General features: G+C 45.1%; 23 protein-coding genes. 2 read left to right on the plus strand and 21 right to left on the minus strand.

The window, feature by feature from the left end; genetic code table 11:
* Positions 1-256: 256 nt before the first annotated feature.
* The 12 genes from BM243_RS07845 to BM243_RS07900 form a co-directional block, all read right to left on the minus strand.
* The gene (locus tag BM243_RS07845; protein WP_177213485.1) at positions 257-1996 is read right to left on the minus strand and encodes a methyl-accepting chemotaxis protein; all 1740 of its coding nucleotides are present in this window, start codon (positions 1994-1996) and stop codon (positions 257-259) included.
* A gap of 215 nt (positions 1997-2211) precedes the next feature.
* Positions 2212-2586, minus strand: a complete 375-nt coding sequence (locus BM243_RS15570; protein ID WP_242943530.1) for a YkvA family protein — start codon at positions 2584-2586, stop codon at positions 2212-2214.
* A gap of 35 nt (positions 2587-2621) precedes the next feature.
* Entirely contained in the window at positions 2622-3056 is a 435-nt protein-coding gene (locus tag BM243_RS07855; RefSeq protein WP_074911827.1) for a DUF1801 domain-containing protein, read from the minus strand.
* A gap of 59 nt (positions 3057-3115) precedes the next feature.
* Positions 3116-4048: a tocopherol cyclase family protein gene (locus BM243_RS07860; RefSeq protein ID WP_074911828.1), complete on the minus strand. Its 933-nt coding sequence runs from the start codon at positions 4046-4048 to the stop codon at positions 3116-3118.
* 136 nt (positions 4049-4184) lie between these two features.
* Positions 4185-4814, minus strand: a complete 630-nt coding sequence (locus tag BM243_RS07865) for a sugar O-acetyltransferase (protein ID WP_074911829.1) — start codon at positions 4812-4814, stop codon at positions 4185-4187.
* Positions 4815-4883: 69 nt separating this feature from the next.
* On the minus strand, positions 4884-5858 hold the full coding sequence (bsh, locus tag BM243_RS07870) for a choloylglycine hydrolase (RefSeq protein ID WP_074911830.1): 975 nt from the start codon (positions 5856-5858) through the stop codon (positions 4884-4886).
* A 283-nt stretch (positions 5859-6141) separates the two neighbouring features.
* Entirely contained in the window at positions 6142-7464 is a 1323-nt protein-coding gene (locus tag BM243_RS07875) for a 6-phospho-alpha-glucosidase (protein ID WP_074911831.1), read from the minus strand.
* A gap of 64 nt (positions 7465-7528) precedes the next feature.
* Positions 7529-9160 (minus strand): PTS transporter subunit EIIC, encoded by a 1632-nt coding sequence (locus tag BM243_RS07880; RefSeq protein WP_207646178.1) that lies wholly within the window; start codon positions 9158-9160, stop codon positions 7529-7531.
* 15 nt (positions 9161-9175) lie between these two features.
* A complete protein-coding gene (locus BM243_RS07885; protein ID WP_074911833.1) occupies positions 9176-11752 on the minus strand; it encodes a glycoside hydrolase family 38 N-terminal domain-containing protein in 2577 nt (858 codons plus the stop codon).
* A 127-nt stretch (positions 11753-11879) separates the two neighbouring features.
* On the minus strand, positions 11880-12590 hold the full coding sequence (locus BM243_RS07890; protein ID WP_074911834.1) for a MurR/RpiR family transcriptional regulator: 711 nt from the start codon (positions 12588-12590) through the stop codon (positions 11880-11882).
* Between the two features lie 24 nt (positions 12591-12614).
* Complete coding sequence (locus BM243_RS07895) at positions 12615-13190, minus strand: 3'-5' exonuclease (RefSeq protein ID WP_074911835.1); 576 nt, start codon at positions 13188-13190, stop codon at positions 12615-12617.
* 20 nt (positions 13191-13210) lie between these two features.
* On the minus strand, positions 13211-14005 hold the full coding sequence (locus BM243_RS07900) for an HAD family hydrolase (RefSeq protein WP_074911836.1): 795 nt from the start codon (positions 14003-14005) through the stop codon (positions 13211-13213).
* A 194-nt stretch (positions 14006-14199) separates the two neighbouring features.
* On the opposite strand from BM243_RS07900, the gene BM243_RS07905 reads away from it, so the two are divergent.
* Positions 14200-15165, plus strand: coding sequence for a DUF1002 domain-containing protein (locus BM243_RS07905; protein ID WP_074911837.1), 966 nt, complete (start codon positions 14200-14202; stop codon positions 15163-15165).
* Positions 15166-15289: 124 nt separating this feature from the next.
* Here the strand turns inward: BM243_RS07905 and BM243_RS07910 are convergent, their stop codons facing one another.
* From BM243_RS07910 to BM243_RS07940, 7 genes are all read right to left on the minus strand, one after another.
* Positions 15290-15736, minus strand: coding sequence for a nucleoside/nucleotide kinase family protein (locus BM243_RS07910; RefSeq protein ID WP_074911838.1), 447 nt, complete (start codon positions 15734-15736; stop codon positions 15290-15292).
* 52 nt (positions 15737-15788) lie between these two features.
* On the minus strand, positions 15789-16001 hold the full coding sequence (locus BM243_RS07915; protein WP_074911961.1) for a hypothetical protein: 213 nt from the start codon (positions 15999-16001) through the stop codon (positions 15789-15791).
* Between the two features lie 49 nt (positions 16002-16050).
* Complete coding sequence (locus BM243_RS15395) at positions 16051-17259, minus strand: HD domain-containing protein (protein ID WP_242943531.1); 1209 nt, start codon at positions 17257-17259, stop codon at positions 16051-16053.
* A 160-nt stretch (positions 17260-17419) separates the two neighbouring features.
* On the minus strand, positions 17420-18544 hold the full coding sequence (locus BM243_RS07925) for a DUF5050 domain-containing protein (protein WP_074911839.1): 1125 nt from the start codon (positions 18542-18544) through the stop codon (positions 17420-17422).
* A gap of 75 nt (positions 18545-18619) precedes the next feature.
* Complete coding sequence (locus tag BM243_RS07930; RefSeq protein ID WP_242943532.1) at positions 18620-19117, minus strand: flavodoxin family protein; 498 nt, start codon at positions 19115-19117, stop codon at positions 18620-18622.
* Positions 19118-19339: 222 nt separating this feature from the next.
* Complete coding sequence (locus tag BM243_RS07935) at positions 19340-19858, minus strand: GNAT family N-acetyltransferase (protein WP_074911841.1); 519 nt, start codon at positions 19856-19858, stop codon at positions 19340-19342.
* Between the two features lie 2 nt (positions 19859-19860).
* Positions 19861-21255, minus strand: coding sequence for a MocR-like pyridoxine biosynthesis transcription factor PdxR (locus BM243_RS07940; RefSeq protein ID WP_083422690.1), 1395 nt, complete (start codon positions 21253-21255; stop codon positions 19861-19863).
* Between the two features lie 105 nt (positions 21256-21360).
* Between BM243_RS07940 and BM243_RS07945 the strand changes: the two genes are divergently transcribed.
* Positions 21361-22110, plus strand: a complete 750-nt coding sequence (locus BM243_RS07945) for an ECF transporter S component (protein WP_074911842.1) — start codon at positions 21361-21363, stop codon at positions 22108-22110.
* Positions 22111-22179: 69 nt separating this feature from the next.
* Here BM243_RS07945 and BM243_RS07950 read toward each other — a convergent pair whose 3' ends face one another.
* Both BM243_RS07950 and BM243_RS07955 read right to left on the minus strand, forming a co-directional pair.
* The gene (locus BM243_RS07950) at positions 22180-23547 is read right to left on the minus strand and encodes an RNA-binding domain-containing protein (protein WP_074911843.1); all 1368 of its coding nucleotides are present in this window, start codon (positions 23545-23547) and stop codon (positions 22180-22182) included.
* A gap of 155 nt (positions 23548-23702) precedes the next feature.
* Positions 23703-24731: a helix-turn-helix domain-containing protein gene (locus BM243_RS07955; RefSeq protein ID WP_242943533.1), complete on the minus strand. Its 1029-nt coding sequence runs from the start codon at positions 24729-24731 to the stop codon at positions 23703-23705.
* Between the last annotated feature and the right edge of the window lie 35 nt (positions 24732-24766).

The following is a 24766-nucleotide window of genomic DNA, read 5'->3' on the forward strand; positions in this document are numbered from 1 at the left end:
CGGGATGTAATTATCCGATTTTTGTTAAGATAGTATCAATACTTATAAGTGATTGTTTAGAATTATTTAAATGAATCACTTATATATCTATACCTTTCTAATCGGGTGCAACTTAATTTTGTTAAGTGCTTTTACAAAGAAAATGGAGAATTATTCTCCACAAAGGATGATTCCACTTTAGCTCGTTTATAGCACTGTTTCTGCCCAAAGGGAAAAGGGATTCCGAAGAACCCCTTTGTCTGTATCCTTACTTCGATTATAATCTGAACTCTTTGATCAGATGCTCCAGCTCTTTGGCCAGTTCATTGAGTTTATCCGTCTGGGCATTGATCTCCTCGATACCGGCCAGCTGCTCTTCTGTGCTGGCGGAAACCTCCTCCGTGCTGGCAGAGACTTCTTCCGTACTGGCGGATATGCCTGTCATGGCATCCACGATTTTCTCTTTCTTGAGGTTCATGGTCTCTACATCCTTCTGGATACCAGATAGCACATCTACTACGCTGCGGATGCCCCTTTCAATGGATGTGAACTTATCCTTGGTGAAGACAACACTCTCATTCTGCTCCTTCATGGCAGTCTCCAGTTCTTTAAGAGATTCAGAAGACTGAGAAGACTGACGTTCAATCTCTGAGATCAGGTCTCTGATCTCATGAACAGAGTGAGAAGACTGTTCTGCAAGCTTTCTGATTTCTTCCGCAACCACTGCAAAGCCTCTGCCCACTTCCCCTGCTCTGGCGGCTTCAATGCTGGCATTCAGCGCCAGAAGATTGGTCTGGTCTGCGATGCCCGTGATGGTGGAGGTGAATACACTGATGTGCTTGGTACTGTCTTCCACCTTGGAGATGACCTCTGCGATTTTCCTGGTGGCCTCATTGGATTTTCCGGTGACTGCAATGAGGTTCTCTACGGCTGAAAGTCCCTCTCTGCTTTCTTTTTCAGTTTCCTTGGACAGCTTTTCTACGGATTTGGTCTTTTCGGCCACTTCTTCAATACTTCCAGCAAGATCTTCCGCCATGACAGCCCCTTGCTCTGTCATGGCACTTTCCTCACTGACCGCTTCCGCCACTTCCTGGATGGTTTGGGTCACTTCATTCAGAGCTCTGGTGGACTGCTTTGTGATGTCCAGAAGATTTCCTGAAAGCTCTGCCACGGACCCTGAGGTGTTCTGCATGGTGCCAACAAGTCCTCTTAGATTCTGTAAAAGCCGGTTGTAGGAATCGCCCAAGACTCTGATTTCATCTCTGCTTTTCACCTGAACTTCAACAAGATCCAGATCCTTTTCCGACATTTTCTTGATGGAGCTTGCGATGGCCTGAATGGGCTTTGTAATATTATTGGCCAGAAGCACAATGACAAGAAGTCCCAAAACAGAAGAGACGGAGAGGACGATACCGATGAGCATCAGAATATTCTCTGCACCTTCATTGAAGTCTTCCTCATAGGCACTGGCAGATACCACCCAGTCCCAGTCCTTGTCATACTCCTGATAAGAGATCTTATAGCCGATTTTCTCAGAGTTTGGCAGTGTCCAGGCGTAGCGTAGAAATCCACCACCGTTCATACCGATCTTAATCTGCTCCTGAACAAATTTGAAGCCTGTGCCTCCCTTCTCCTCCACTTCCCACACATCCTGTCCTTCCAGGCTGGGATGCATGGCTTCCAGGCCTTTAGAGGTGTAGGCGATGAAATATCCGCTTTTCCCAAGATCAATCTCTCTTCGGATGGGCCTTTTCCCTTCCGAATTCTTCTCCCCCAGAAGCAGCACTCGAACGTATTCCTTTGCTTCTTCCTCGGTGATTTCTCCTCTTTCCGCTTCTCCTTTTTTCACTTCAATGAGCTGCATCACCTGACGCACGCCATTTTTCAGAAGCGCCTCTCCCTTCTTGTCCAGCTCCGATTTTGCAGACAGATAGCTGGTGATGCCCAATATAAGAATGGGTGTCAGTAAGAGGATGCTGGTGATGACAACAAGTTTCGTTCTAATTTTTTTAAACATAGATTGCTCCTTTATCCTTGGTTTCTTCATGAGGGTGTACTGCTGTCCAGGTATTTCATTTCTTTTTCCTCAAAATACAAGAAAAGCAGAAACCTTACACTTATCTATCGGTATGCAATCACCAGACATTAAGAGGATTTTAGTTTGAAACCCAAATATTTTTATGCCTAAAAACGCAAAAAAAGCCAAGCTGCGAATCACCTGACTTCATCTAATTATGAAAAAACAATCCAACCAAGGAGTGCCCCCCAGAAAATGAGGATGGGCACACTGTAGTACCATCTGGCCTGAAGACCTTTCGGCCATAAGGCTTTTGCTCTATCCATGCTCTCTGCCAGAACTTCCTTCGGAATGAGCCGGATGGCAAGCCCTCCAAGAAGTGGCAGAATCAGAAGATCATCCACATATCCGAGGACTGGGATGAAATCCGGGATCAGATCTATGGGGGACAGGGCATAGATCAGGGTGCCAGCAGCAAGCACTTTAGCCAGCAGCGGAGTCCTTATGTCCTTCAGGGCGAGAAATAGAGCTGGCAGCATCCGTGCCAGCTGCTCACTTCTTTCTTTCAGTACTTCAACAATCTTTTTCAATCATTTCACCTTTTCAGTAAGATTCATTCCGTTGATCAGGCTTTCACCACTGGATACTTTTCTTCCACTTTTTTCATGGTGGATGCCATGAGTTCCTTCAGGACGGAAAGATCAATATCCTCCAGTTTTTTCACATAGATGCAGGCTTTTCCCATTTTGAATTTACCCAGCTTCTCCAGAAGCGCATCCTGATCTTCTCCTCCAAAATACACATACAGGGATATGGCCGCTTTTCTTGGAGAGAACCCTAAAATGGGCCAGTCCCCTTCCTGGTTGCTTCTGTCCGACTTGTAGTGGTACTGTCCAAGACCAATGATGCTGGATCCCCACATCTTTGCTTTCCACCCGGTGAACTCTTCCATGAGAGTCAGCAGCGCCAAAGCATCCTGGGCCTTTTTCTCTGTATCTGAAAATGCATGGATGAACTCCACCACATCTTCCTCTGTTTTCTTGGTTTTGATGCCAGCCATTTTTCTACCCCCTTCTCTTCTCATATGCTCAAGATGAAGGATTCTCGATCCTTTCTCTTCTAGTCGGCTTTTTCTCCAAAGTCCACGTCGATGGATCCTCTCTCTGTATGAAGCTCTATGATTTTTTCTTTTCCTTTAAACAGAAGAAGTGCCATCCTTCCATCCAATGACTCCTTGATCTTCGCCCGCATCTCCCCATGGTCTGGAGACGCCAGAGCCACCGGATTGAGCTGCTTCGCTTTCAGCACCACTTTATAGCGCCCTTTTTGAATCACAGCCACAAAGGCATCCTCCCGGACCTTAAAGTCCAGCATAAAACTTCCTTCAATGGAGCTGAACCGGTACTCTTTCCCTTCATGATGAAGAACCAGGAAAAATCCTTTGGCGGATTTTCCCAGCATGGGCACCGTAGCATAACTGAAGGCGATGGAGGAGTTTTCAAAGTCATTGGCCTGAGCCCAGACATAATTTTCCGGAAAACTGATGCCCCAGTCTTTCTCCATATATCCTTTGGCACCTGATATGAGAAAGCTGTCCTCTCCCACTGCAAGGTTTCCGGACACCTCATGGTTCATGCTGATGATGCCATGATTGCATTCATTGGGAAAGTGGGTGAGCCATCCCATGATACCGGGCTTCAAAAAGGAGGTTCTGATGGGAGAAAGCTCTCCAAAGCTGAAGCTGCCTTGAACTTTTTTCCCATCCATCACAAAGTCCAGAACCATCTTCTCCTTTGTCAGGATGTTGTTCCCAATGTGCAGCACAAAAGGATTCTCCTCCACCCACATTTCTTCTATGGGGTAGGAGATGTAAGCCGTGTCGTGATCCAAGCTGCTGGTGAACTGAAGAAAAGCATGTTTTGTCTTCTCGTGGGTGGTATAGCCCCAGATGACCGAAAACAGGATCCCTGCGGCTTTGGCATCCACCTTGGAGAACCATCCTTCAAAGGCATCTTTCTTATCTAAACCGACCATGAGTCCAAATGCGTCCAATATAACCACTCCCATCCAAAAAATCTAGTTCCTTATATTATAAGTCAGCCGCCAGCGAAAAGGCATGAACAATCTGTGTTATTTTAAAAAGAAATAGAAACAGCCTGCAGAAGCTCCGCAGACTGTACTCTTTTTACTATAGCTCTATACCCAGATCCTTCAAGGTCTCTTCATCAAAGATCCTGTCTCTGAAGTAATACTTCCGGTCTTCTTCTGTAATCAAGCGCAGCACTCTACAGGGGTTACCAGCAGCCAGTGCATTGTCCGGTAGATCTTTTGTGACAACACTGCCAGACCCTATGACCACATTGTCCCCGATGGTGACGCCAGGTAAAATCACCACATTGCCGCCAACCCATACATTGTCTCCAATGGTCACCTCAATGCCGTACTCATATCCTGTGTTTCTCATCTCTGGATGCAGTGGGTGTCCTGCCGTATAGATAGAAACATGGGGAGCAAACATCACATTTTTACCGATGGTGACTTTGCCCACATCCAGAATGGTGAGATTGTAGTTGGCATAAAAGTTTTCTCCCACATGAATATTATACCCATAATCGCAGTGAAAAGGCGGATTCACCTGAAGCTCTTTTCCTGTGGAACCAAAAAGGTTTTTAAGAAGATCTGGAAGCCTCGTCCACTCCTTTGGGTGCAGATGATTGATTTCGTAAATCTTCTCCCTGCAGATTGCTCTTTCCTCTGAAAGTCCGTCCATCCAAGCCTTATAGGGTAGCCCCTGCAGCATTCTTTCTTTGTGATCCATCAAGTTTCCTCCAAAATATTCATTCGTCTTTAGACCATTTTAATTCATTTCCACTGAGACTTCTATGCATCAGTTCTCACGTTCAACAACCAGCTTTTTCCTCAGCGGGTACTGTAACAGTTTATCTGAATCCAGATTCTCCTTCTGAAGTGAAACAGCAGTCAATGAACTGTTGTCATAGGTCTTATAGTAGTAGATCCCTTTTTCCGTATTCACGCAGGAGCTGTAGATGGTGTATTCAAAGTGACCTCCTTCCACCTCCGTGCATCCCTTGGGCTGGGAAACGGCATCCAGTATATGGAAGAACTGGCTGACACTCTCTTCTTCTCCCTTGGGCTCATAGTCCTGGACCTTCACAAATGCAGCTCTCACAAACCGTGAGCTGGAAGAAAGGTCCCCAGGCAGTCCCATACTGCCCATACCAAGACTGTAGGGTTTTAAGGGAAGCTTCTCTGAAAAGAGATTTACAGGAGTTTTTCCGGTAACCTGCATAAAGTCATTCAGACGATGAAGGTGGTAGGTGAACTCCGGATTATTCGCAAGGACTCCCACTGGATTCTCATGGATTTTCAGCCCGTCAGCCACGGATTCCACCACCAGGGACTCATCTTTATACGCGATCATATAATGCAGAGGTGCCAGTGGAACATCTTTAGAAAAAGGCTCATCATAAAGATGAATTTTTGAAAGAAGCTTTCTCACCTCTGCCATATTCTGGCATTGACCAAGGATCCAGAGAATGAACTCAAAAGGAGACACATTGTCTTTTCCTTCTTCAAAAGGATGAAACACCGCATTGCCCGGAAAATTAAGTCCAGCCATGCTGACCCCCTTCTCGTTGGTGGCGTCATAGTAGAGAGGATATCCTTCCATCTCTGTAGCCATGCCGATGATGGCATAGTGATTTTTAAGCTCTCCCACAGAACGGAATTTCAGTGGAAAGTTCCGAGGCGTTATGGTGACTTTTTCATCATAACTGTAGTGCAGATCCAGATTACGGCCAAAGTAAAAACCATCTGTCTTATAGTTCACAGCGGTACACATAAATACCCCTCCTATGCTTTTCTTGTATTATAGTATACTTTATTCAAGAAACTATGGAATTCACAAAATGTATACATACTACACGCTTCATTCAAAGATTACAGCGGTACGTATTGCGTGGATGCCTATTCTCCCTCGCATTATCGCTTCTATTCATAATTTGATTGATTCAGCTTTTCACCACAAAAATTGAAATCATTCCAAAACAAGACCTGCGAAGATTGTATTATTTCTCGCCGGTCTTGTTTTGGATGGTTTCTGTATTTAGGTACAGCCTCTTGTATTACTTGAGTTCAGGCCAATAATCTCTATTGACTTCTATGAGAGCGTCTAGAACTTTTCGAGCTTTCTTGGCATCCACAACAGTTCTATTTAATGTTAAAGCTTTCAGTGCTTTGCTGTATGAACCCTCAAAATATGCATCTGCTGTAAGTTTCTCATATGCAAGTTGCTGCTCTATCATGCCTTTATAAAACGTGTCAACATTCCCTACTCCATACGGTCTTGGCCCATTGGCACCTAAGGTTGCAGTGACCTCTACCATAGCATCGTTCTGAATGTTTCCAATAAGCCCGTTGTTCTCCACGATGACCACATACAGCCGATGTTTATTATACGCAATAGATTCCGCCACCTCCACAATCATGTCTCCATGTGCGTCATTATGAACTACATGGGCATTTTGAGTGGTACCTTCCTCGGCCACACGTCTGCATTCCTCGAAAACTCTCCTTTCCCGTCCCTCAATCACTTCATTGGCTCTTGTAAATTCCGGATTCATTTTTTTGAACTTATACTCTGGATACAGATAATACTGGAGATAGGTATTGGGCAGGTATTCCGGGAAATCTTTCAGCATATCCTCCACCATGGCATAGGTCTCCAGCCACGACTTATCTCTCTGCTCCGCATCTGCTGGCGCAAAGCCCCTTTCCTTCACAATGTTCTTAATCACAGGAACCAGATCATTGCCCTCTTTGTCATAAAGATGGGTAAACCAGCCAAAATGATTGAGTCCAAAGTAGACCGGTTCAAACTCATAGGGATCCATGTCCAGAATCTTTCCATAGGATCGCAGAAGATTTACGGGCTGGTCACAGATATTGAGAATTTTCTTGTCATCATGGAACACCCGATTCAACGCTTCTGCCACAATCGCAGCGGGATTGGTATAATTTAGAATCCAAGCATCCTTGGCATACATCCTCACATCCTCCACCAGCTGAATCATATCCCGGATGGATCTCATGCCATAGGCAAATCCCCCAGGACCACAGGTTTCCTGTCCGATTACTCCAAACTCCATGGGAATCTTCTCATCTTTTTCCCGCATCGTGTATCCACCTGTTCTCATCTGACAGAATACAAAATCTACATTTGTGAATGCTGTTTCTTTGTCAGTGGTGTAGTTAAAATCCAGCTCCGGATACTTTTCCTTGAATAGTATCTTTGCAAACTCACCAATGACACTCTGACGTTCCTCATCGATGTCATACATCACAAGTTTCCCAAGTGGGAACTCACTTTTCTTTTTACAAAGACTGTTGAGCAGCCCTGGTGTCCAGGTGCTTCCTCCCCCTACAATGACTATGTTGAACTTTTTCATGATAACTCCTTTCATAATAAACGAAGACAGGGCTCGTTCTGCGAAGCCCTGTCCCCTTTTATCTTCAATGCTGTTCCTGGCTTCTTAGCTCATAAACATAATTGTCTACAATATTTCTGATTTTGGTGATTCTGCCTCCATATACCACATGGATGGTATTCCGATCTGGTCTGATGATACCATTGGGATTGGATTTCTTGATGAGGTCTTCTTTGATTTTTGATGCGTCCAAAACCTCCACTCGAAGTCTTGTAATACAGTTGTCAATATCTGTGATATTCTCTAGCCCACCTAAGCCTTCGATGATCTGCTTGGCAATGACTCTGTCATCCTGTGAGATGGATACGGATCCTTGCAACTCCTCATCCTCTTCTGTAAAGTCAGACTCTCTTCTGCCTATGGTCATTACATTGAACTTCGTGATGATGAACTTGTAAGTGAAATAGTACATGGCAAAGAATACTGGACCTGCAAGCAGATAGAGATACCATTTGGTTTGTGCTCCTTGGAGTACTCCAAACACAAGCCAGTCAATAATTCCACCTTGGATGTTCCCTATGGCCGCCCCGAAAAGTGCAGGCACCAGAAACGCCAGTCCAGCAAAGATTGCATTAACAATCCAGAGTATGGGTGAAATAAAGATGAAGGTGAACTCAATGGGTTCCGTGATTCCTGTCAAGATGACAGCTGTAACTCCCGCGAGAAAGAACTTCAGAACTCTATCTCGCTTTTCAGGCAGCGCTGTATGATAAATGGCCATGACTGCAGCAGGCATACCGAACACCATATGCAGGATCTTTCCCTGTGCCAGGAATTGTGTGGCTTGCGTAGAGAACTGGAGCTGATTATCCAGCTGATACAGATAAATCTGAAGAGCTCCTACAAGGGATTCCCCATTGATGGTTTCTACTCCACCAAGAGCTGTAAACCGGAATGTCTGGTTGAGGATGTGGTGCAGTCCCGTCGGATTGATGATTTTTTCAGTAAATCCATACAAGAACACTCCAAAGAGTCCCGTTTCACTGATCAGTTTTCCCATGGCGATGATGGCGGTATTGACTACTGGCCAAACAAAAGTCAGGAGAATACCTACAACTGCCATGATCAGAGCAGCAGCAATGGGCACAAAACGTTTGCCGCTATAGAAGGTCAGTGATGGATGAAGTTCAGTTTCCCTGAACTTGTTATGAATATATACTCCCATCAGACCCGCAATGATTCCGCCAATGACATTCGTGTTGTATACAAAGATGCCAAGAACATTGGTAAAAGCCGAATTTCTAAGAGTTGCATCCACCTGGTTTAATCCACTGTTCTGCATCAGATAGTCCACTGACGTTGTGGCTGATGTAAGCCCCTGAACCTGCAAAATATAGCTCATGCCCATAAGCATAGCGATATATCCCACAGCCCCTGCATATACTGCTACCCCTTTGTCTCTTTTCACCATGCCTAATGGAATGGACATGGCAAAGAGCAAAGGAAGCTGCCCGAAGGGGAGTCCTGCCAGCCTTCGGATTAAGCCCAGGACATTCTGGATCCCTGTGTTTGCAAGAAAAGGCAGTGTCGCGATGATATTTTTGTTTTGCAGCGCTGCTGCGAGCCCAAGGAAAATAGCCATGAATGAGAGCAGACTGATTGGAAATAAGAGAGATTTGCCGAAGCTTTGAAAGTTTTTCTTGAAGTTAGACATCATTACGCTCCTTCTTATTTATATTTCTTCCATTGAAGACAAAATTACTTGGAGAATTTCCTGAGGTCTCAACTGGGCCTTCTCCAACGGTCTTAGTTTTTCTTCCATGCCATTGGCAAGGAAGGTTCCTTCCGGAAACTCTACGGTGATATCTCTATTCTCTGGATTGAAGATTCTTACGAAAACCTCATTCCCTTCTTCTGTTCTCTTTACGGCCGACACCGCTGCTTCCTGTAAAGGAAGACTCAGCTTTTTCTGCGGCACAATCAAGGCATTTCTTCTGTTGATATTAAAACGGTTGAACTCTTTTTTATGGTATCCCATGATGGGTGTCAGATACTTTTTTGATTCTTTTGAAGGGTTCACGTCCTTCAGATGGAAGGAAAATGCAAATCTGAAGTGAAACTCCGTTCCCTGGAGCTGGTTGTCCGGGGTTTCGATCTCAATTCCTGAAGGCCTTCCAGGCCGATTGACAAGGTTTCTCTTGCCTAGATGAGAGAATGCTCGGAACAAAGTGAAATGAATCTGATCCTCCAATACTTCATACTCCTTCAGTCCTTCAGAATAAAGGTATCCGCTTCCCCGGTTATCATAAAGAACCGCATAGCTTTGCATAGTTTCAATACTCACAGGCTTCTCTACCCACTGATCCTTTTCCCAGATGGCGAGCTCCTCATTCAAATATACTTTCTTGTTCTGACTAGACAGATATCCATCCACCTGAACTTCATCTACAGTAATCCCGGTTGAAAAAACTCCACGGAATCTGGAATCCTTCACTATATTTTTATGCTTCAGTTCACAGTATACTTTCGGGTCCTTTTCATAAAGTCGGAAAACCGCCTCAAAGGTCACCGTTTTATCTAGAACTTCCCTCTCTCTGCTCTCCTCGGACTCTGGCACGTTGAACTGAATGTACAGCTGAAGCTCCTGAAAACCCATTCCACTTCGTCTTTTTCCTGTAATCTCAGCTAAGTCCGCCGATCTGACAAGAAGATCCTTTACTGGTGGGGAATAATCATAGCTGTCTCCAGCATCTCCTGAGTTCTCGAGATAAAAGACATTCTGGTGATTAATACCGGTAATCTTATCCTCATAACTGATCTGATTTCCCTCTACCTTCAGTACTCCCCACACATTTTCGATGATGAGTGTCTCCTCCGCTTTCATGAGTGGTGCTACACTGCTAAGCTCCTCTTGCAGCTGAAGATATTTTACGGACAATCCAGCCATTTTATCTACTCTCAAAAGCAGTTTGCTCCGGTATACTTTGATATCCATGAGCCTTGCCGCCACCTGTCGGTCTGTAAGCCCCGCATCCTCTTCCTCTTGAGAAAGAAGGGAGAATGGAATCTCCTTATGATGCTCATCCAGAATCGTGAAGTTCTTTTGTCTCGTAAGTGTGACAAGTTCCACCATCTCCTCTTTTCTCTCTTCAGGCAATGGGTTCACCAAGACAATGGTGTTATTTTCAGGTCTTGCCAAGGACAGAAGCCTCAGATGCAGCTCCAGCTGTGTATCCACCATTTCTTTTGCATTCAGAAGTCTATGGTATATATCCCGGTTCACGGCATCCGAGTTGCATCCGCCGATGCTGTCATGGGCATGTACACCAAAGAGAATCTTCAAAATCTCTTCAATCACCCCATGCGGATACTCTATCCCGGCCTCCACACCAATGACTGCTAAGGGCTCCAGCTGATGAAACAGCTTATGTTCAATCTCGGTGTTCAAAAGTTTGATATCCATTCTGGTAGAGCCGATGGTTCTGTGTATTCTGGCGTGCTTGCTGTGTGTAAGCTCACCTTTCACAGTCTCCAGATTTTCAAGCGGAAGTGTGTCAAGATAGCTCTCAAAGTCACCAATCTCAAGCTCATCTTCCGGGTAAAGTTTTCTGAGTGTCTCAAGAATATCTTCAATATTTTTCTGGATCGGCATTTGATCATGACCGTTCATCACCAGTCTTCCACTTCCGCTTGAGTAGGTATCCAGAACCTTCATAATTTTCCCCATGCGTTTTTTCAGTGCTTCTTCTTCCTCTTCCAGATACTTTGCTCCCTGATATCCTGCAGCCAGGTTTACCCCAAGAATCTTTGTGCCATCTGTTCCTTCCCAGAAAAAATCTGAATGCTGGGCTTTTAGCTCACTGAAACCTCTCCAGAAAAAAGTGGATCCTATGGAAAACGCTTTGTAAATCTGAGGCATCTGACTAGCATGACCAAATGTATCCGGCGCATAACCAATGAGCATTGGATCCCCAAACTCTCTTGCCCGTTTGATGCCATAGTAAAGATTTCTGAAAACAGATTCTCCATGAACCAGCAGCAAATCCGTTTGAGTATAAAAGGGTCCAACCCGGAGCTGACCATTCTTTACAAACTTGCGCAGTCTTGCTTCTGCGCCTTTATCCATTTCCAGATAATCATCAATCATCACGCTCTGTCCGTCTAATATATAAATACAGTCCGGATGTTCTTCCAGATACTCTAGGACTTCTTGCATATGGTTCCTGAGCAGTACTTTTGTCTCATCCTTAGTGAAGTACCATTCTCGATCCCAATGGGTATGCATTAGGATTTTGATTTTTCTATTCAATACCTCAGCTCCTCTTTTATCACTATATTTGGATTATAACGGTTTCATAAGTTCTTCCGTTCCAAAGTTCTGGATAATTATCCATAAGAAAAGTCCCATCTGTTGGGATGGGACTTTAGTTATCCATTTAGATTCGGTCTATGAGTTCGTTGACCATCAGAATAATGTGCAACTGCTGTTCTCTTGAAATTCCTTTCTGCTTATCCACGGGGACTTCATGATAAAAAGTCAAATCACTGAATTGCATGAGGGTAGAGTCCTTCTTCGTAAGAGTCAGCACCTTCAGTCCTCTCTTTTGGGCTTCTTTTGCCATCTGATGACAACGCTGGGTTTCTCCTGAACTTGAGAGGATGATAATTGCAAAGTCCTCGAAATTTTTCAGCATCTGCACTTCCGCAATAATCGTCGAGGGAATCCCCTTATAAAGAAGCTGCCGTTGGAGATATAGCGCTGAGATATTAGATGCGCCTAGTCCAAAAAGAAGCAGCTTGCGTCTGTTCTCCGAAACCGCTTTTGCCACCTCATCCACGCTGTCAAAGGAAATCTTTCTGAGAATATATTCTGTATGGGCAATATGTTTTTCACTGGAGGACTTCATGAGCACAAGATCCTCCTCCACAGCATACTTCAGTTCACTATACCCCCTAAAGCCTAGGATCTTGCAGGTTCTGTTTATTGTTGCTTGAGATGTGAAGCTCTCCGCTGCCACTTTGACAACAGAAATGTGGGGTATCCTATCAAAGTTCTTTTCCAGATAATCTAGAACTTCCATCTCGCTTCGGGTCACAGCTTTGTCAAAATTTCTCTCACGAAGCTGATGAATCACTCTATACCGCATAGCGTACCTCCTGTTGGACTGCTTTTATCTAAACTTGATTCCTTCTCTTCTGCAGTGTTCCCGCATGCATTCATAGGCTTTCTGTGTCATGATGCAGTCTGCCATGGACCGGTGCGCTCCATCGCGCTCAATGCCGAACCTCTCCGTCAGATCCTGGAGTCTGTGTCTTGCGTTCTGGTAGAGTTTTCTGCTGATTCTCATGGTGTCCAGATAATCATTGGGAAATGGCGTGCTAAAGTGCCTCTCATAGGCAGCATTGAGAAATCCTAAATCAAAACTTGCATTATGGGCAAGAACTGGACGTCCATCAAGAAAGCCATGAAGTCCAGGAAGTGCTTCTTCGATGGTAGGAGCATATTTCACCATATCATTGCTGATGCCTGTAAGATTTGTGATAAACCCTGAGATTCTCATCTTAGGCCTCACAAGGGTAGAAAACTCCCCTGTTTTTATGCCATTTTGAAAAGCGATGGCTCCGATCTCAATGATTTCATGGGTCACAGGAGAAAGTCCGGTGGTCTCCAGATCCAGCACCACATACTCCTCCAGAAAATCTTCGATGTATTTCCCTGTTCTTGGAATGCTACTACTTTTTTCCATATCCCTATTCCTCTCATTATCTATAAGGCCAGGAAATCCAGCATCGTCTGCATCACTGCATCTTCATGATGATTTCCTGTGATATATCTTGCCCGGTCTTTGACTTTATCCACCGCATTTCTCATGGCAAAGCTGAAATGAGCCCGGTCCAGGAGCTCCAGATCATTATACCCGTCACCAAAAGCCATGGTTTCTTCTCGGCTCACCGAAAGCATCTCCTGAAGCCTTGCCACCGTTGTTCCTTTATGAACACCGTAGGCCGCAATATCCAGCCAGGTGTCTTCGGAAGCCACGAGATAGGCCTCCTTTTGATATTCCTCCATCTTTTTCAGGGTATCATAACAGTTTCCTTTTGGATCATGCACTGTAATTTTCACAAAAGGCTCTTTGATTTCCGTAAAGTCTTTCACAACAATCACCGTCTGATAGGAGTTTCTGACAATCTGCGCTTCCGACTCTGGGACGGTGTCTTTCAGATAAGCTCCCACACTGGTACAGGGAATCAGCGTCTGGTGAGCACCTACTTCTTCCAGCTTTGCAAGGATCCTCTCCCCCAGGCTGTTCTCTATGAGAGATTCAAACATCACTTCTCCATCTTTTTTAATTCTTGTGGCACTGTCCCCTAGAATCCAGACATCTTCTTTCTCCTCTTCCAACAGCTCCTCCACCCGCTCACACTGTTTTCCTGTGACGCAGGCAAAGTGCACCCCTTTTTCCTTCAGTTTTTTCTTCACTTCTTTAAAGAGGGTTCTGTTGTAGTCCCCTTCTTTATTCAGAAATGTACCGTCCATATCTGTCAGTATCAGCTTAATCAATCGTTCTCTCTCCTCACATCTCATCTTGCATCTTTCTTCTATTCTACCATGGAAACCAAGCCTTTGGTGAGGATGAAAAGTTCTGAAGAGTGAACAGGAAAAATCTTAAAGGTTTCTACATTCTTTCCCAAGAACTTTATGTTATATTCTTGGAGAATAGAATACAGCCCTCTTATGAAAGGAGACCAGTGAAGATGAATCAAAGAAAATGGATAAAAAATACAGCACTGACTTTAGCACTCTCAGGCCTTATGCTTGCAAGCTTTGCTATGCCTTCAGAAAAAGTCCTGGCTGATGAACTGAAAGACCCGGTTTTTGCCTATGGAGAAAGCCTCACAGCATCTGAAAAGGAAAGAACCGCAGAGCTTCTTTCTAAAGATCCAGATGCCAAAGAGATTATCGTGAAGATCAATGAGCTTAATGACATCCTTCATAACAGCTACGACTATTATCAGGTATACTCTTCCGTCTATCTGAAGCCTGGAAACACTGGGGAAGGAGTTCGCGTGGAGATTGTCACCCCAGAGACCATCACAAAAATCACACCAGCCCAGTACCAGAATGCGGCCATCACCGCAGGGGCTGTGAATCTCACCATCCGAATCGCTTCCGTAAAAGCGGTGGACGGATCCGGTGCTTTGGCTGGGGTATACAAAGCCTTCAGTGATGCGGGCTTTGAGCTTCCAGAAGAAAATGTCATCGTAGCTCAGGAAGAGCTTCAGGAAACCTCTGACATCAGTGAAGAGAATGAAGGCAAAGAAGGGTACTCTGATGAGCTCTTAAACGCAGCCATCGCAGAAATCAAAGCCCAGATCCAGAAAGAAAAAGAGGAGAATGGCGGAGACATCAATCAGGTAAACATCACAAATATCGTAAACAACGTCCTCAACAACTACAACCTGGGCGATATTCTCTCTGAAGAAAACAAAGAAAAGCTCATTGAGCTCATGAAAAAGTTTGGAGAACTGGAGTTTACAGAAGCCCAGAAAGAAGCCATCAAAGAATTCGGTAAGAATCTCATTGAAAACGGCGGAAATCTTCTGGATGACGTGAAGTCCACCTGGGACAATCTGGATGAAGATGTGAAGACTGGAATCTCAGGATTCTTCAGAAGCATCCTGGAAGCCATCGGCAATTTCTTTAAGGGGCTGTTCGGCTAAGAACCTCCACAACAACTTCATTCAAAAAGGAAGAGGCTCCGTGCCTCTTCCTTTTTGCTTTTATATAAGGAAGAGGCTCCGTGCCTCTTCCTTTTTGCTTTTATATACTGTATTCATCAGCTGCTTATGCCGTTAAAATCCTCTCTGCAGCATCCTCTGGTGATTCACTACTGGAATCCACCAGAAGCTTTGCCTCTATGCCTTCCCAAAGATGCATCTGCTTCTCCAGCATCACCTCAAGTGGTTTGGGAAGAGTTCCGCGCATGCGCTCTGCAAATCGCCTTTTAATGTCTTCCGGTGTTGCCGTAAAGCGTACAGTGAAGATGTTCTCCGTAACACGGATGCGGTCAAAAAGCTCCTTCTCTGTACACACAAAAATAAGGGATTCTTCACCATCAGGTTTTGAAGCTTCTTCCAATTTCTCGTGGAAGATCCTCCAGGCATCCCCTTCCGCTTTCGCAAGTCTCAGATAATCCTTACCAGAGTATATCTTTGCACCTGTTCTTTTTCCTACAATCTCAGCTGCTGTGGATTTCCCGCTGCAGCTGGGACCCATAAACACAAATAACATCTCTCGTCCTCCTCAATTGTCCAACATATTTTTTCAATATAAACGCATCACATTACATACTTTGCTCTTTCAAAAGAACCATGCATCTTTTGTAGAGCGGATCCAGTTCGCAGCCGCAGCTGCCGCATTCCTCATCTGCCTTTTCCACAGCTTCCAAAAGAGTTTCTCCGGAAACTGTTCCGGCCAAATATCCTTGGGATGGTATGGAAATCAGGTCCCACCCAGAATCCACAAATTTTTTCAGTATATTTTTCAGCTCTTCCATTTGTAATCCTCCGATATCATCATTCATTCTTATCTTTAGAAGGCTTTTCTCAGAAGCCATTCCATTCTTTATAGAACTCCTGGAGAAATCTCTTCATGAACTCTTCCCGCTCCCGGGCTATTTCTTTGGCTGCCTCTGTGTTCATGAGATCCTTCAGAAGAAACAGTTTCTCATAAAAATGATTTACCGAGCTTCCGTTACTATTTCTATACTCTTCCGGTGTCATGGAAAGATTCGGTTTCTCCTTGGGGTCATACATCGCCCGTCCCCGGCTACCGCCAAAGGCAAAAGTTCTGGCTATTCCTATGGCACCTAAGGCATCCAGGCGGTCCGCATCCTGAACAATCATCCCTTCTATGGTGGAAGGAGCATTCTCTCTGCGGTTCTTGAAAGATACGGTACGGATGGCTTCCAGAACCCGCTCCTGAAGTGCCGGAGTTATATCAGCTTCTTCCAGGAACCTTCTTGCAAACTGAAGCTCCTTGCTTTGAAATAGCTTCTCATCATCCACATCATGAAGAAGAGCGGCTAGAGACACCACCTCCAAAGAGCAGTCTATTTCTTTCGCCAGCATCAGGGCATTCCGATAAACCCTTAAGGTATGATAGACATCATGACCCGATGCTTCCCCTAGAAAATGACTTTCTACCAGCTTCTTAATCACCTCGGTCTTCTCCATAAAAGCAAGAAAATCCTCAATCTTCTCTACATTCATCTCCAAAGGATCTTCCCCGCTTAGGTTCAGCTGAGGGCACGGAAGAAGCCTCTGCCAGAGATTATGCTTTTCACGACTTCTCATATGGGCGCTTCCTGTATCATACTTTCCAGCCCACTCCAAAAACCTCAGATGCTGCTCATACATATCTCCCTCCGGTAGGATCCGCTCCCCAAATTTCTCATATTCTCTTTCTTTGATTCGATGAAGCCTGACTTTCGTCTCTGTATCCAGGCGCACTGCCAAAGTGAACTCTTTCATGAGTTCATCCCCCCAGTCCACCAGAGAGCCAGAAAGAACGGTCTTCTGGGAAGCCTTGATCTTTTGGAGAATCATGGACACCGCTTCTTCCGGCTCTCGTCTTTCACTGTACATGGGATTGGTTCTTTTCCAGAAGAATTCATCCGTATCCAGAAAAGTATACCCCAAGAGCTCACTGACTTTCCTCCCTAGAGCGGATGTGCCAGAGCCAGAGGCACCATAGATATGTATCACCTGTTTCATCATTTCACCACTTTCTTCATCTGATCTGCGTATATCCACCTGAAGACTCTTCTTTCGTTCTGAGCGTCAACCTATATACTTTACGGTACTCTATCTTTTTGAAATTTTCAATCATTTTGTAGACATCCGTAGATAACGGTGAAAAAGACTGCTCCCTTCTTTGAAAGTGGAAGCAGTCTTATCTAGTTTATTATAACAGCTATGGCGCAACCTCTTCCATCAGGGGAAGGAAGCTTTGCTCCAGTGTTACGGGATCCAGCACTGAAATTCGCCTTTTCTCATCATTGTTATGATAATACAGTTTTCCATTTACATAGTTCAGACTGAACGCAATCTGTACCTGAAGAAGAAGCTCTTCTTCTGATCCATCTGGTCTGCTCTTGTAAATACCCTGGTCTGCTTTATCCTGCCGGCGGCCTGACCAATAATAGTAGATGAAGTCCTCTGCCTCAGTGACACCGCTGATTGCTTTATCCAGCTGAGAAAATTGACCATTTTCCGTATTAAATCTTGTCATACCTCTGCTGCCATTCACCCTTGGCTCATATAAGATGGATCCCTTGGTTGGGAAAAGGTCCGTACCGAAGGTATCCTGCTCGTCCACCTTCTCCGGTGTTCCGCCAGTAAGAGGAAGCTTATAGACATAGGACTCGCTGGCTCCATCCAGATAGTTATTCAGATAGATCATATCATTCACCAAAGCATAGCCTTCGTAAACATCCTTCACCAGCAAGGTTTCTTCCGTTCCATCATACTTGAGCCTAAAGAGGCCTCCCTCATCGCTGTTAAAGAAATATAGATACTCGTCATACAGTAGAAGATCTGTAATGTATCCTTTTTGGAGCAGCATGAGATTTTCTCCATCCGTATCCATTCTGAAAATACCATAGGAGCTTTCTGTAGCTTCCTCTGGATAATAGGAACCTGCAAAAAAGAGTGTTCCATCTCCATAGTTCAGAAAACTGAACTGGCCTTCCACCAGCACCTCTGATTCCTTTGTCTCCAGGTTGGTCCGAAGAATATTTCCAGTAATCATGCTGTCCATGTGATAAAGATAGGGCGCCTCATAGACTGCCATACCATCATTGATGATATTGGACATGGTATTGCCAAAGCCCTCCAGGGAAAGTGCTGCAGGTTTTTCTTCTTCCGGATTTTCCTCGGAAGGCTCCTCCGTCTCAGGATTCTCAGAAGAAGTTTCTACCGAGGGCTCTTCCTCCTTGGGCTCATTTCCCGGAGGATCCACAGATTCACTTTTGCCACAGCCAGCTGCAACTATCAGAAGCACTGCCATGAGAAAAGGGAACATCCACTTTTTTTTCATAAAACACCATCCTTTCTCTTTCTTTATTCCTGTGAACTATAGTCTGCCAATGATCCTTCACCATTTCATGGACCCCTACCTATTCTCTAATGAAGACATTCTTTTTTCTGCCCATTTTAAAACCGGAATTAGATTTTCTTCTTTTACTCCATCAAAGCCATGAACGATGATCTCCACCGCCTCCTTTTTCCGTTCATCCTTCTCTGCGCTTTTCCTCATCGCTTTCACAAACATCGAAAGCATCACCTTATCCATCCCCTTGAGATCACGAAGAGGTCTGCATCCTCCCCGAAGATAAAAGAACGATTTGTTCTCAATCCTATTACGCCTTTTCACTTCTTCTTCACTGGGTTCTGCACTCCTGCCTGTTCCGGATCCGCATACCGCAACCACCTTATGTCCCTTCATCTTCTGAAGTCCCTGAACTTTCCCCACTTTCATCCAGCCTAGATACAGCACCTCCGACTCCTTTGGCACCTTAGGAAGCTCCTTCACATCCACTATATCCACCCCAAGCTTTTCCGACAGCATACTCGCATACTTTTTCGTAAACCCGGTTTTTGACGCATACACAATGATCAAGCTGCTTCACCCTCTCTAAAACTCCAAATTCCTGAGCTCTATCCCACGGAATTTCTAATGATTTCACAAAGATGCAATTCTTTGTTATCTTACTCTCATCATACTCTGTAGAAGCCTCTCCCGCAACGATTTTTACACTTGTGATGAGGTTCTGGAACACTCTTTTTCGCATATTAAAAGTGCCTGGAATCTCTTCAAGGCACTTCCCTGTTTCTATGCTGTTTCATCACTCTCCCACACATAGGTGGGCTCCTCCTGGGAAAGATCTTCGTACCACTTCATCCCAATATACCGGTAGCCAGCTTTTTCCAGCACCTTTTGGGAGGATGTATTTCTGGGGTCTGCAGAAGAAATGATGCTTCTGAGATGCAAAATTTCTTTGGCATACTGAGTCACTCCAAGGACGGACTCTGTAGCATAGCCTTTTCCCCAGTGTCTTTTTTTAAAGTGGTAAAGAAGCTCCGCATCAAAGCTTTCCACAGGCGGATTGAATCCGCAGACGCCTACTGCTTCTTCCGTTTCCTTTAGAAGAACAAGGTATGGAGAAAACCCCCGCTCCTTCTGCATGGTCTGATAAAAAGAGATGGACCGTTCTTCCTGCTCTCTGGTTCCAGCACCACCGCTCCACGCCATGACCTCGTCATCTCCCCAGATCTCCATGATCTCCTCCAGATCCTCTTTCTGAAGGGCTCTAAAATAGAGCCTTTCCGTTTCAAAAAGCATATCTTCCATGTTCAGTCCACTTCCTTTCTCGCTGCATCCTCACTGCATCTCACCAGTTTTTTCACCACCGCATCCATTTCCTCATCCTTGATGCCGCTGTAGGAGAAGACGAGGATCCTGTTGTCCTGATATTCCTCTACCCCTTCCAAGGCAATGCCTTCCGCTTTCGCCCGTTCCACCATATCAGGCAGCGACACTTCTTTTGCAAAGGATAAAACCACATGAAGTCCTGATTCTTTGCCCACCAGCTCAAAATATTTCGTGGGATATTTTTTGAAGGCCTCCACCAACAGCTGGTTCTTTTTCTTATAAAGAATCCGGATTCTTCGAAGGTGCCTCTCAAAGGAGCCATCCCGCATATATTCTGCCAGCGCCAGCTGCTCGGTTTTAGACACAGACTGGGAGTAGCGGCTTCTCACCATGTGGAAGCTCTTCAGGAGCTCCTGAGGAAGAATGAGAAAACTGATGCGTAGAGATGGAATAAGTAGTTTCGAGAAAGACCCTGCATAAATCACGCGGCCACTGGTGGATATACCCTGGAGAGCAGGCACCGGGTATCCTTCATAGCGAAGGATGCTGTCATAATCATCTTCAATGATGTAGCCTTTCTCCCTTTCCGCCCAGCTTAACAGCTGCATTCTCTTTCGGATGGGCATGACACTGCCTGTGGGATACTGATGGGAAGGAGACACATAGACAATTTTCGCTCTGCTCTTTTCCAGGTCTTCAATCCTTAACCCATCTTCTTCAATGGGAATCTTCAAGGTCTCATAGCCATGGTCCTCAAACACATACATGCCCTTGGAAAATCCTGGGTACTCAAAGGCGATCTCCTGGGTAGAGGTCCGAAGAAAGGAAGCCAGCAGACTGAAAAGCACCTGGATCCCTGCCCCCACCACCACCTGACTGGGCTCTGCCCGAACGCCTCTGGACTGACTGATGAACTTGGCGATTTCCAGGCGCAGCTCATACTCTCCCTGAATGTCTCCAACGCTTAAAAGGGAATCGCTCCGATACTCCAACACATGGTTTATGGCTTTCTTCCATTCCTGAAAATTGAAGGTGCCCTCACTGGCCCGGTCCTGAGGGATTTCTTCCACCATATGCTCCATCTTCTCTTTTTCTCCAGGGTCCTTGCCAAAATCCCAAAGGGTGCTCTCTATGTCCTGAACATAGAATCCGCTTTTGGGCACACTTTCCACAAATCCTTCCAGCTGAAGCTGGGTATAGGCATTTTCCACCGTGATCTTGCTTACACCTAAGGATGCGGAAACGGACCTTACGGAAGGGAGCTTCTCCCCTTTTTTCAGGATTCCTTTGAGAATATCTTCTTTCAGCCGTTCATACAGCTGAATATATTTAGGGATGCCTGTTCCATCCTCAAACTTCATCATATATCCGATCATGTTCTCACCTCATCTGACCTTATTGAAATCACTTAAATTGTACCTATTGATGATGTCAATTATAAAGTATACTCAAGTTGAATACAAGATGAAGAAGGAGTACCTATGAAAAGCAACATTAGAACTTTGACCTATACAGCCCTGATGACGGCTTTTGTGTTCATCACAACATCAGTCATCAAAATTCCCATTCCCTTCACCAATGGATATATTCATGCAGGAGATACCGCTATTTTTCTAGGGGGCATTCTTCTGGGACCTGTCCATGGCGCAGTGGCTGCAGGCATCGGATCTGCCATGGCAGACCTTCTTGGGGGCTATGCCCACTGGGCACTGCCAACGCTCCTCATAAAAGGCCTCATGGGCTTTATCGTCGGATACTTCTCCAGTGAGAAAAGAAACCAGAAGCATGTGCTCTGGGGGACTTCCCTTATATGGATCGGTTCCCTCTTTGCCTTTATCTACACCGCAGGGAACACCACTTTAGAAACCATCATGGAAAATGTGGAAGGCGCTTCCAGCATCGCCCTGGCAGGAGAGATTGTAAAGAACCTGAACATCCAGCTCCTTGTGGTGGCCATCGGCCTCCCTCTCCTTTCTCTCATCCTCTTTAAGCTGAAGGACCGCTATGGCATCACCTTCAGTCAGCTGGTGGGCATGATTGTGGCAGGCATTGTCATGGTACTGGGCTACTATGTAGCTTCTGGTATCATATACGGGAACTTCCTGGCTTCCATTTTCAGTGTGCCCTGGAATATTGTGCAGTTTGGCATCGGTGGCATCTTAGCCTTTGTCATCAACGCAGGACTCTCAAGATCTCCTGTGAAAAGAAAAATTCTACAATACCGCTCCTAAAAAAGGTGCAGAGTAGTTTCTCTCATGAAGAAACCTCTGCACCTTTTCCCTTTTCGTGTCTTGAACACATCAATGGTTCTCAATCATCTTCTTCAGAACCTTTTCTCCTTCAAGCCCAAGCTCATATCTGCTGTATTTACCACCAGAAACATTCTGGAGAATCCCTTTCTCTACTAAGCTTCGGATGAGTAAAACCGCAGTAGCCTGAGAGACTGAAAGTTCATCTTCCACTTCTTTTCTATAGATACTGCTCTTTCTCATGAACAGCTTCAGAATTTTTTCCTCCCTGGATTCTTCGTGAAGAACCCTGTATTTTCCTACTTTCTCTTTAAGAGCAGGGATATCTGCTGCATGCTCGAAGTTCCTGTTCGGCAGGATTACTTTGAATGAATTCTCTGCCACCTTGATTTCCGGCTTCCTCTGCTCGCCTTGATAGCTCTCCTGAATCTTCAGCATTCCTGTCCCATAAGCTTCAATCAGTTTCAATCTGTAGAGGATCTGACCTAGCCTTTCATTTCTAAGAACCGAAACACCAAGCATAAGATCACTAAACGCAATCCCACGAACCAACCCGCCTAAGGTCACAAATTCGATTCGATCATCAAAAATACTGATTAGAGTGGATCCTCTCACTGCGTAATCACGATGTACAATGGCATTCAGAAGAGCCTCTCTGATGGCCTCTTCAGGATAATCCTGCCGGTCTACTCTCTCCAGTCCCCTGAATTCTGAGCGGTTTCTGTTGTACTTGTGTATAAACCCATACGCTTCCTCCAACTGATGGAGAATGGACCCTGTGAATTCTCTTCGATCCCGGAATACAGTTTTCTTGCTGCCTTCAAACACCGCCATCTTTATGGAAGACACGCATTGATCAGAAAACAACATCGCTAGATTTGTATACATATTGTCTTCATCCTGGAAATTCAGGCTTCTCATTTGAGCTTCTCCAAACTCGATTTCTTTTTTTCTGAAGTAGTCCCATGTCTTCTGGAAGGTGAGCTGCTGGTTTATGGCCCTTGCTTCCTCAAAGCGGTCTCCGCTGGTCTCTTTGATCATATGTAGAATGTTTGTCTCTGAAGCAGGAACGGATGCTGCACCTTGCCTGATATAGACGCCTTGTGGTCTGATACCTTTTCCTTGCAGATAATAGGGGCGGCCTGTCCCTCGAGAAACTTGAAGAAGCAGCACTTCTTTTTCCTCCAGAGATAGAATCTCATACTGGACAAACATAGAAACATCAGGCTTCACCGTATCTCTAATCATATTGCTTACTCTTACTATGAGGTCCTCCCCTTGATCCACGCCTCGAACTCTTCCATCATCCTCAATGCCGATGTAGAGTTTCCCTCCATCACTGTTGGCAAATGCAACCACTGCGTACTTCAGGTCTTCTGTGAACTCTCTCTTGAACTCAACGGTACTGCTCTCTCTCATTTTCCTCTCACCTCACTGATGATGAATTTATGTCATTTATCCTTACTAATCATCTCTCTGATTATTATTAATTATACTTTAATCAGTAAGAATAAGTCAATCAGAACCACTGCGTACTAAGGTTCAAATCAACCCCCTGTCTTATTCCAGTCCTCCTACAAGTTTTTCTGAACTTGTTCCAACCCCTCCTTTTCCATATATCCAAAGGTCTCCTGATCTCTCAGAGCCTGCAGAAGATTCTCTCTCATCTCATTTTTGAAGTCCGGGCTGAAAGCTTTAAAGGTCATATGAGCATATAAGGGAGAACGGGTGAAATGATCTAGGTTCTCTATCCCCTTCAGCATCTCCTCGGCGATTCTCTTCGTTTCACCCGGATCCTTCTCATAAACAGCGGGCTCAAGCCTTGGTGACGCCTCATAATAAAGCCCCATGTCAAAGGCTTTGGCAAGGGCCGTCTGCTTCTCTATAAGAAGCTTAGCCCGATCCATATCCTCTTTCTTCATGGCCAGAACGGTCATTTCCTGAAAAGTCTCATTGGCCATCTGGAAGGTGGCAAAGAGCAGCTCCTCATAGGTTTTCCAGGCTTCCTCCAGGTTTCCGGTCTTCGTTTTCAGCAGCGCCTTTTTTCTCTTCCACTGGGGATTTTCCTGAGAGAAATAGGTAAGCATCTCTTCCGCTTTCTTATAGTTTTCGTCTCTCAGATAGAAATAATAGAGCCTCTCTGCAGCTAAGAGTCTCTCCTTTTCCTCTCCATGCTCAAGAGCCCTCAGATACCATTTTTCAAATAGGTCCTTATTCTCATCAGGCACTTTTTCCTTAGACATCACAGTATGGGACTCCAGAAGGCTCGTGACCCAGAGCATAAGATGATAGGAAGAAGGATACGTAAGGAGAATCTCCCTTGCCCACTGGACTGCTTCCATGTAAGGCTCTTCCTTCAGCTTTCTATGAAGTTCTTCCAAGTATCCTTTTTCCATTTCTGGAGACAGCTCCCGCTGAAAGCTAAGCAGCTCCTCCAAGGACACCTTAAGAAGTCTTGCCAAGGGTCCAAGGAGGGTCACATCAGGCAGAGCCTTGCCCTTTTCCCACTTGCTCACTGCAGAAGAGCTGACCCCGACATACTCCGCCAGATCTTTCTGAGAAAGGTTCTTTTCCATTCTTTTCTTCCTGATGATTTCCTGCATGTTCACGATAACCACTTCCTTTTCTTCTCTCTGTC

Source organism: Proteiniclasticum ruminis, assembly GCF_900115135.1.
Lineage (GTDB): Bacteria > Bacillota > Clostridia > Clostridiales > Clostridiaceae > Proteiniclasticum > Proteiniclasticum ruminis_A.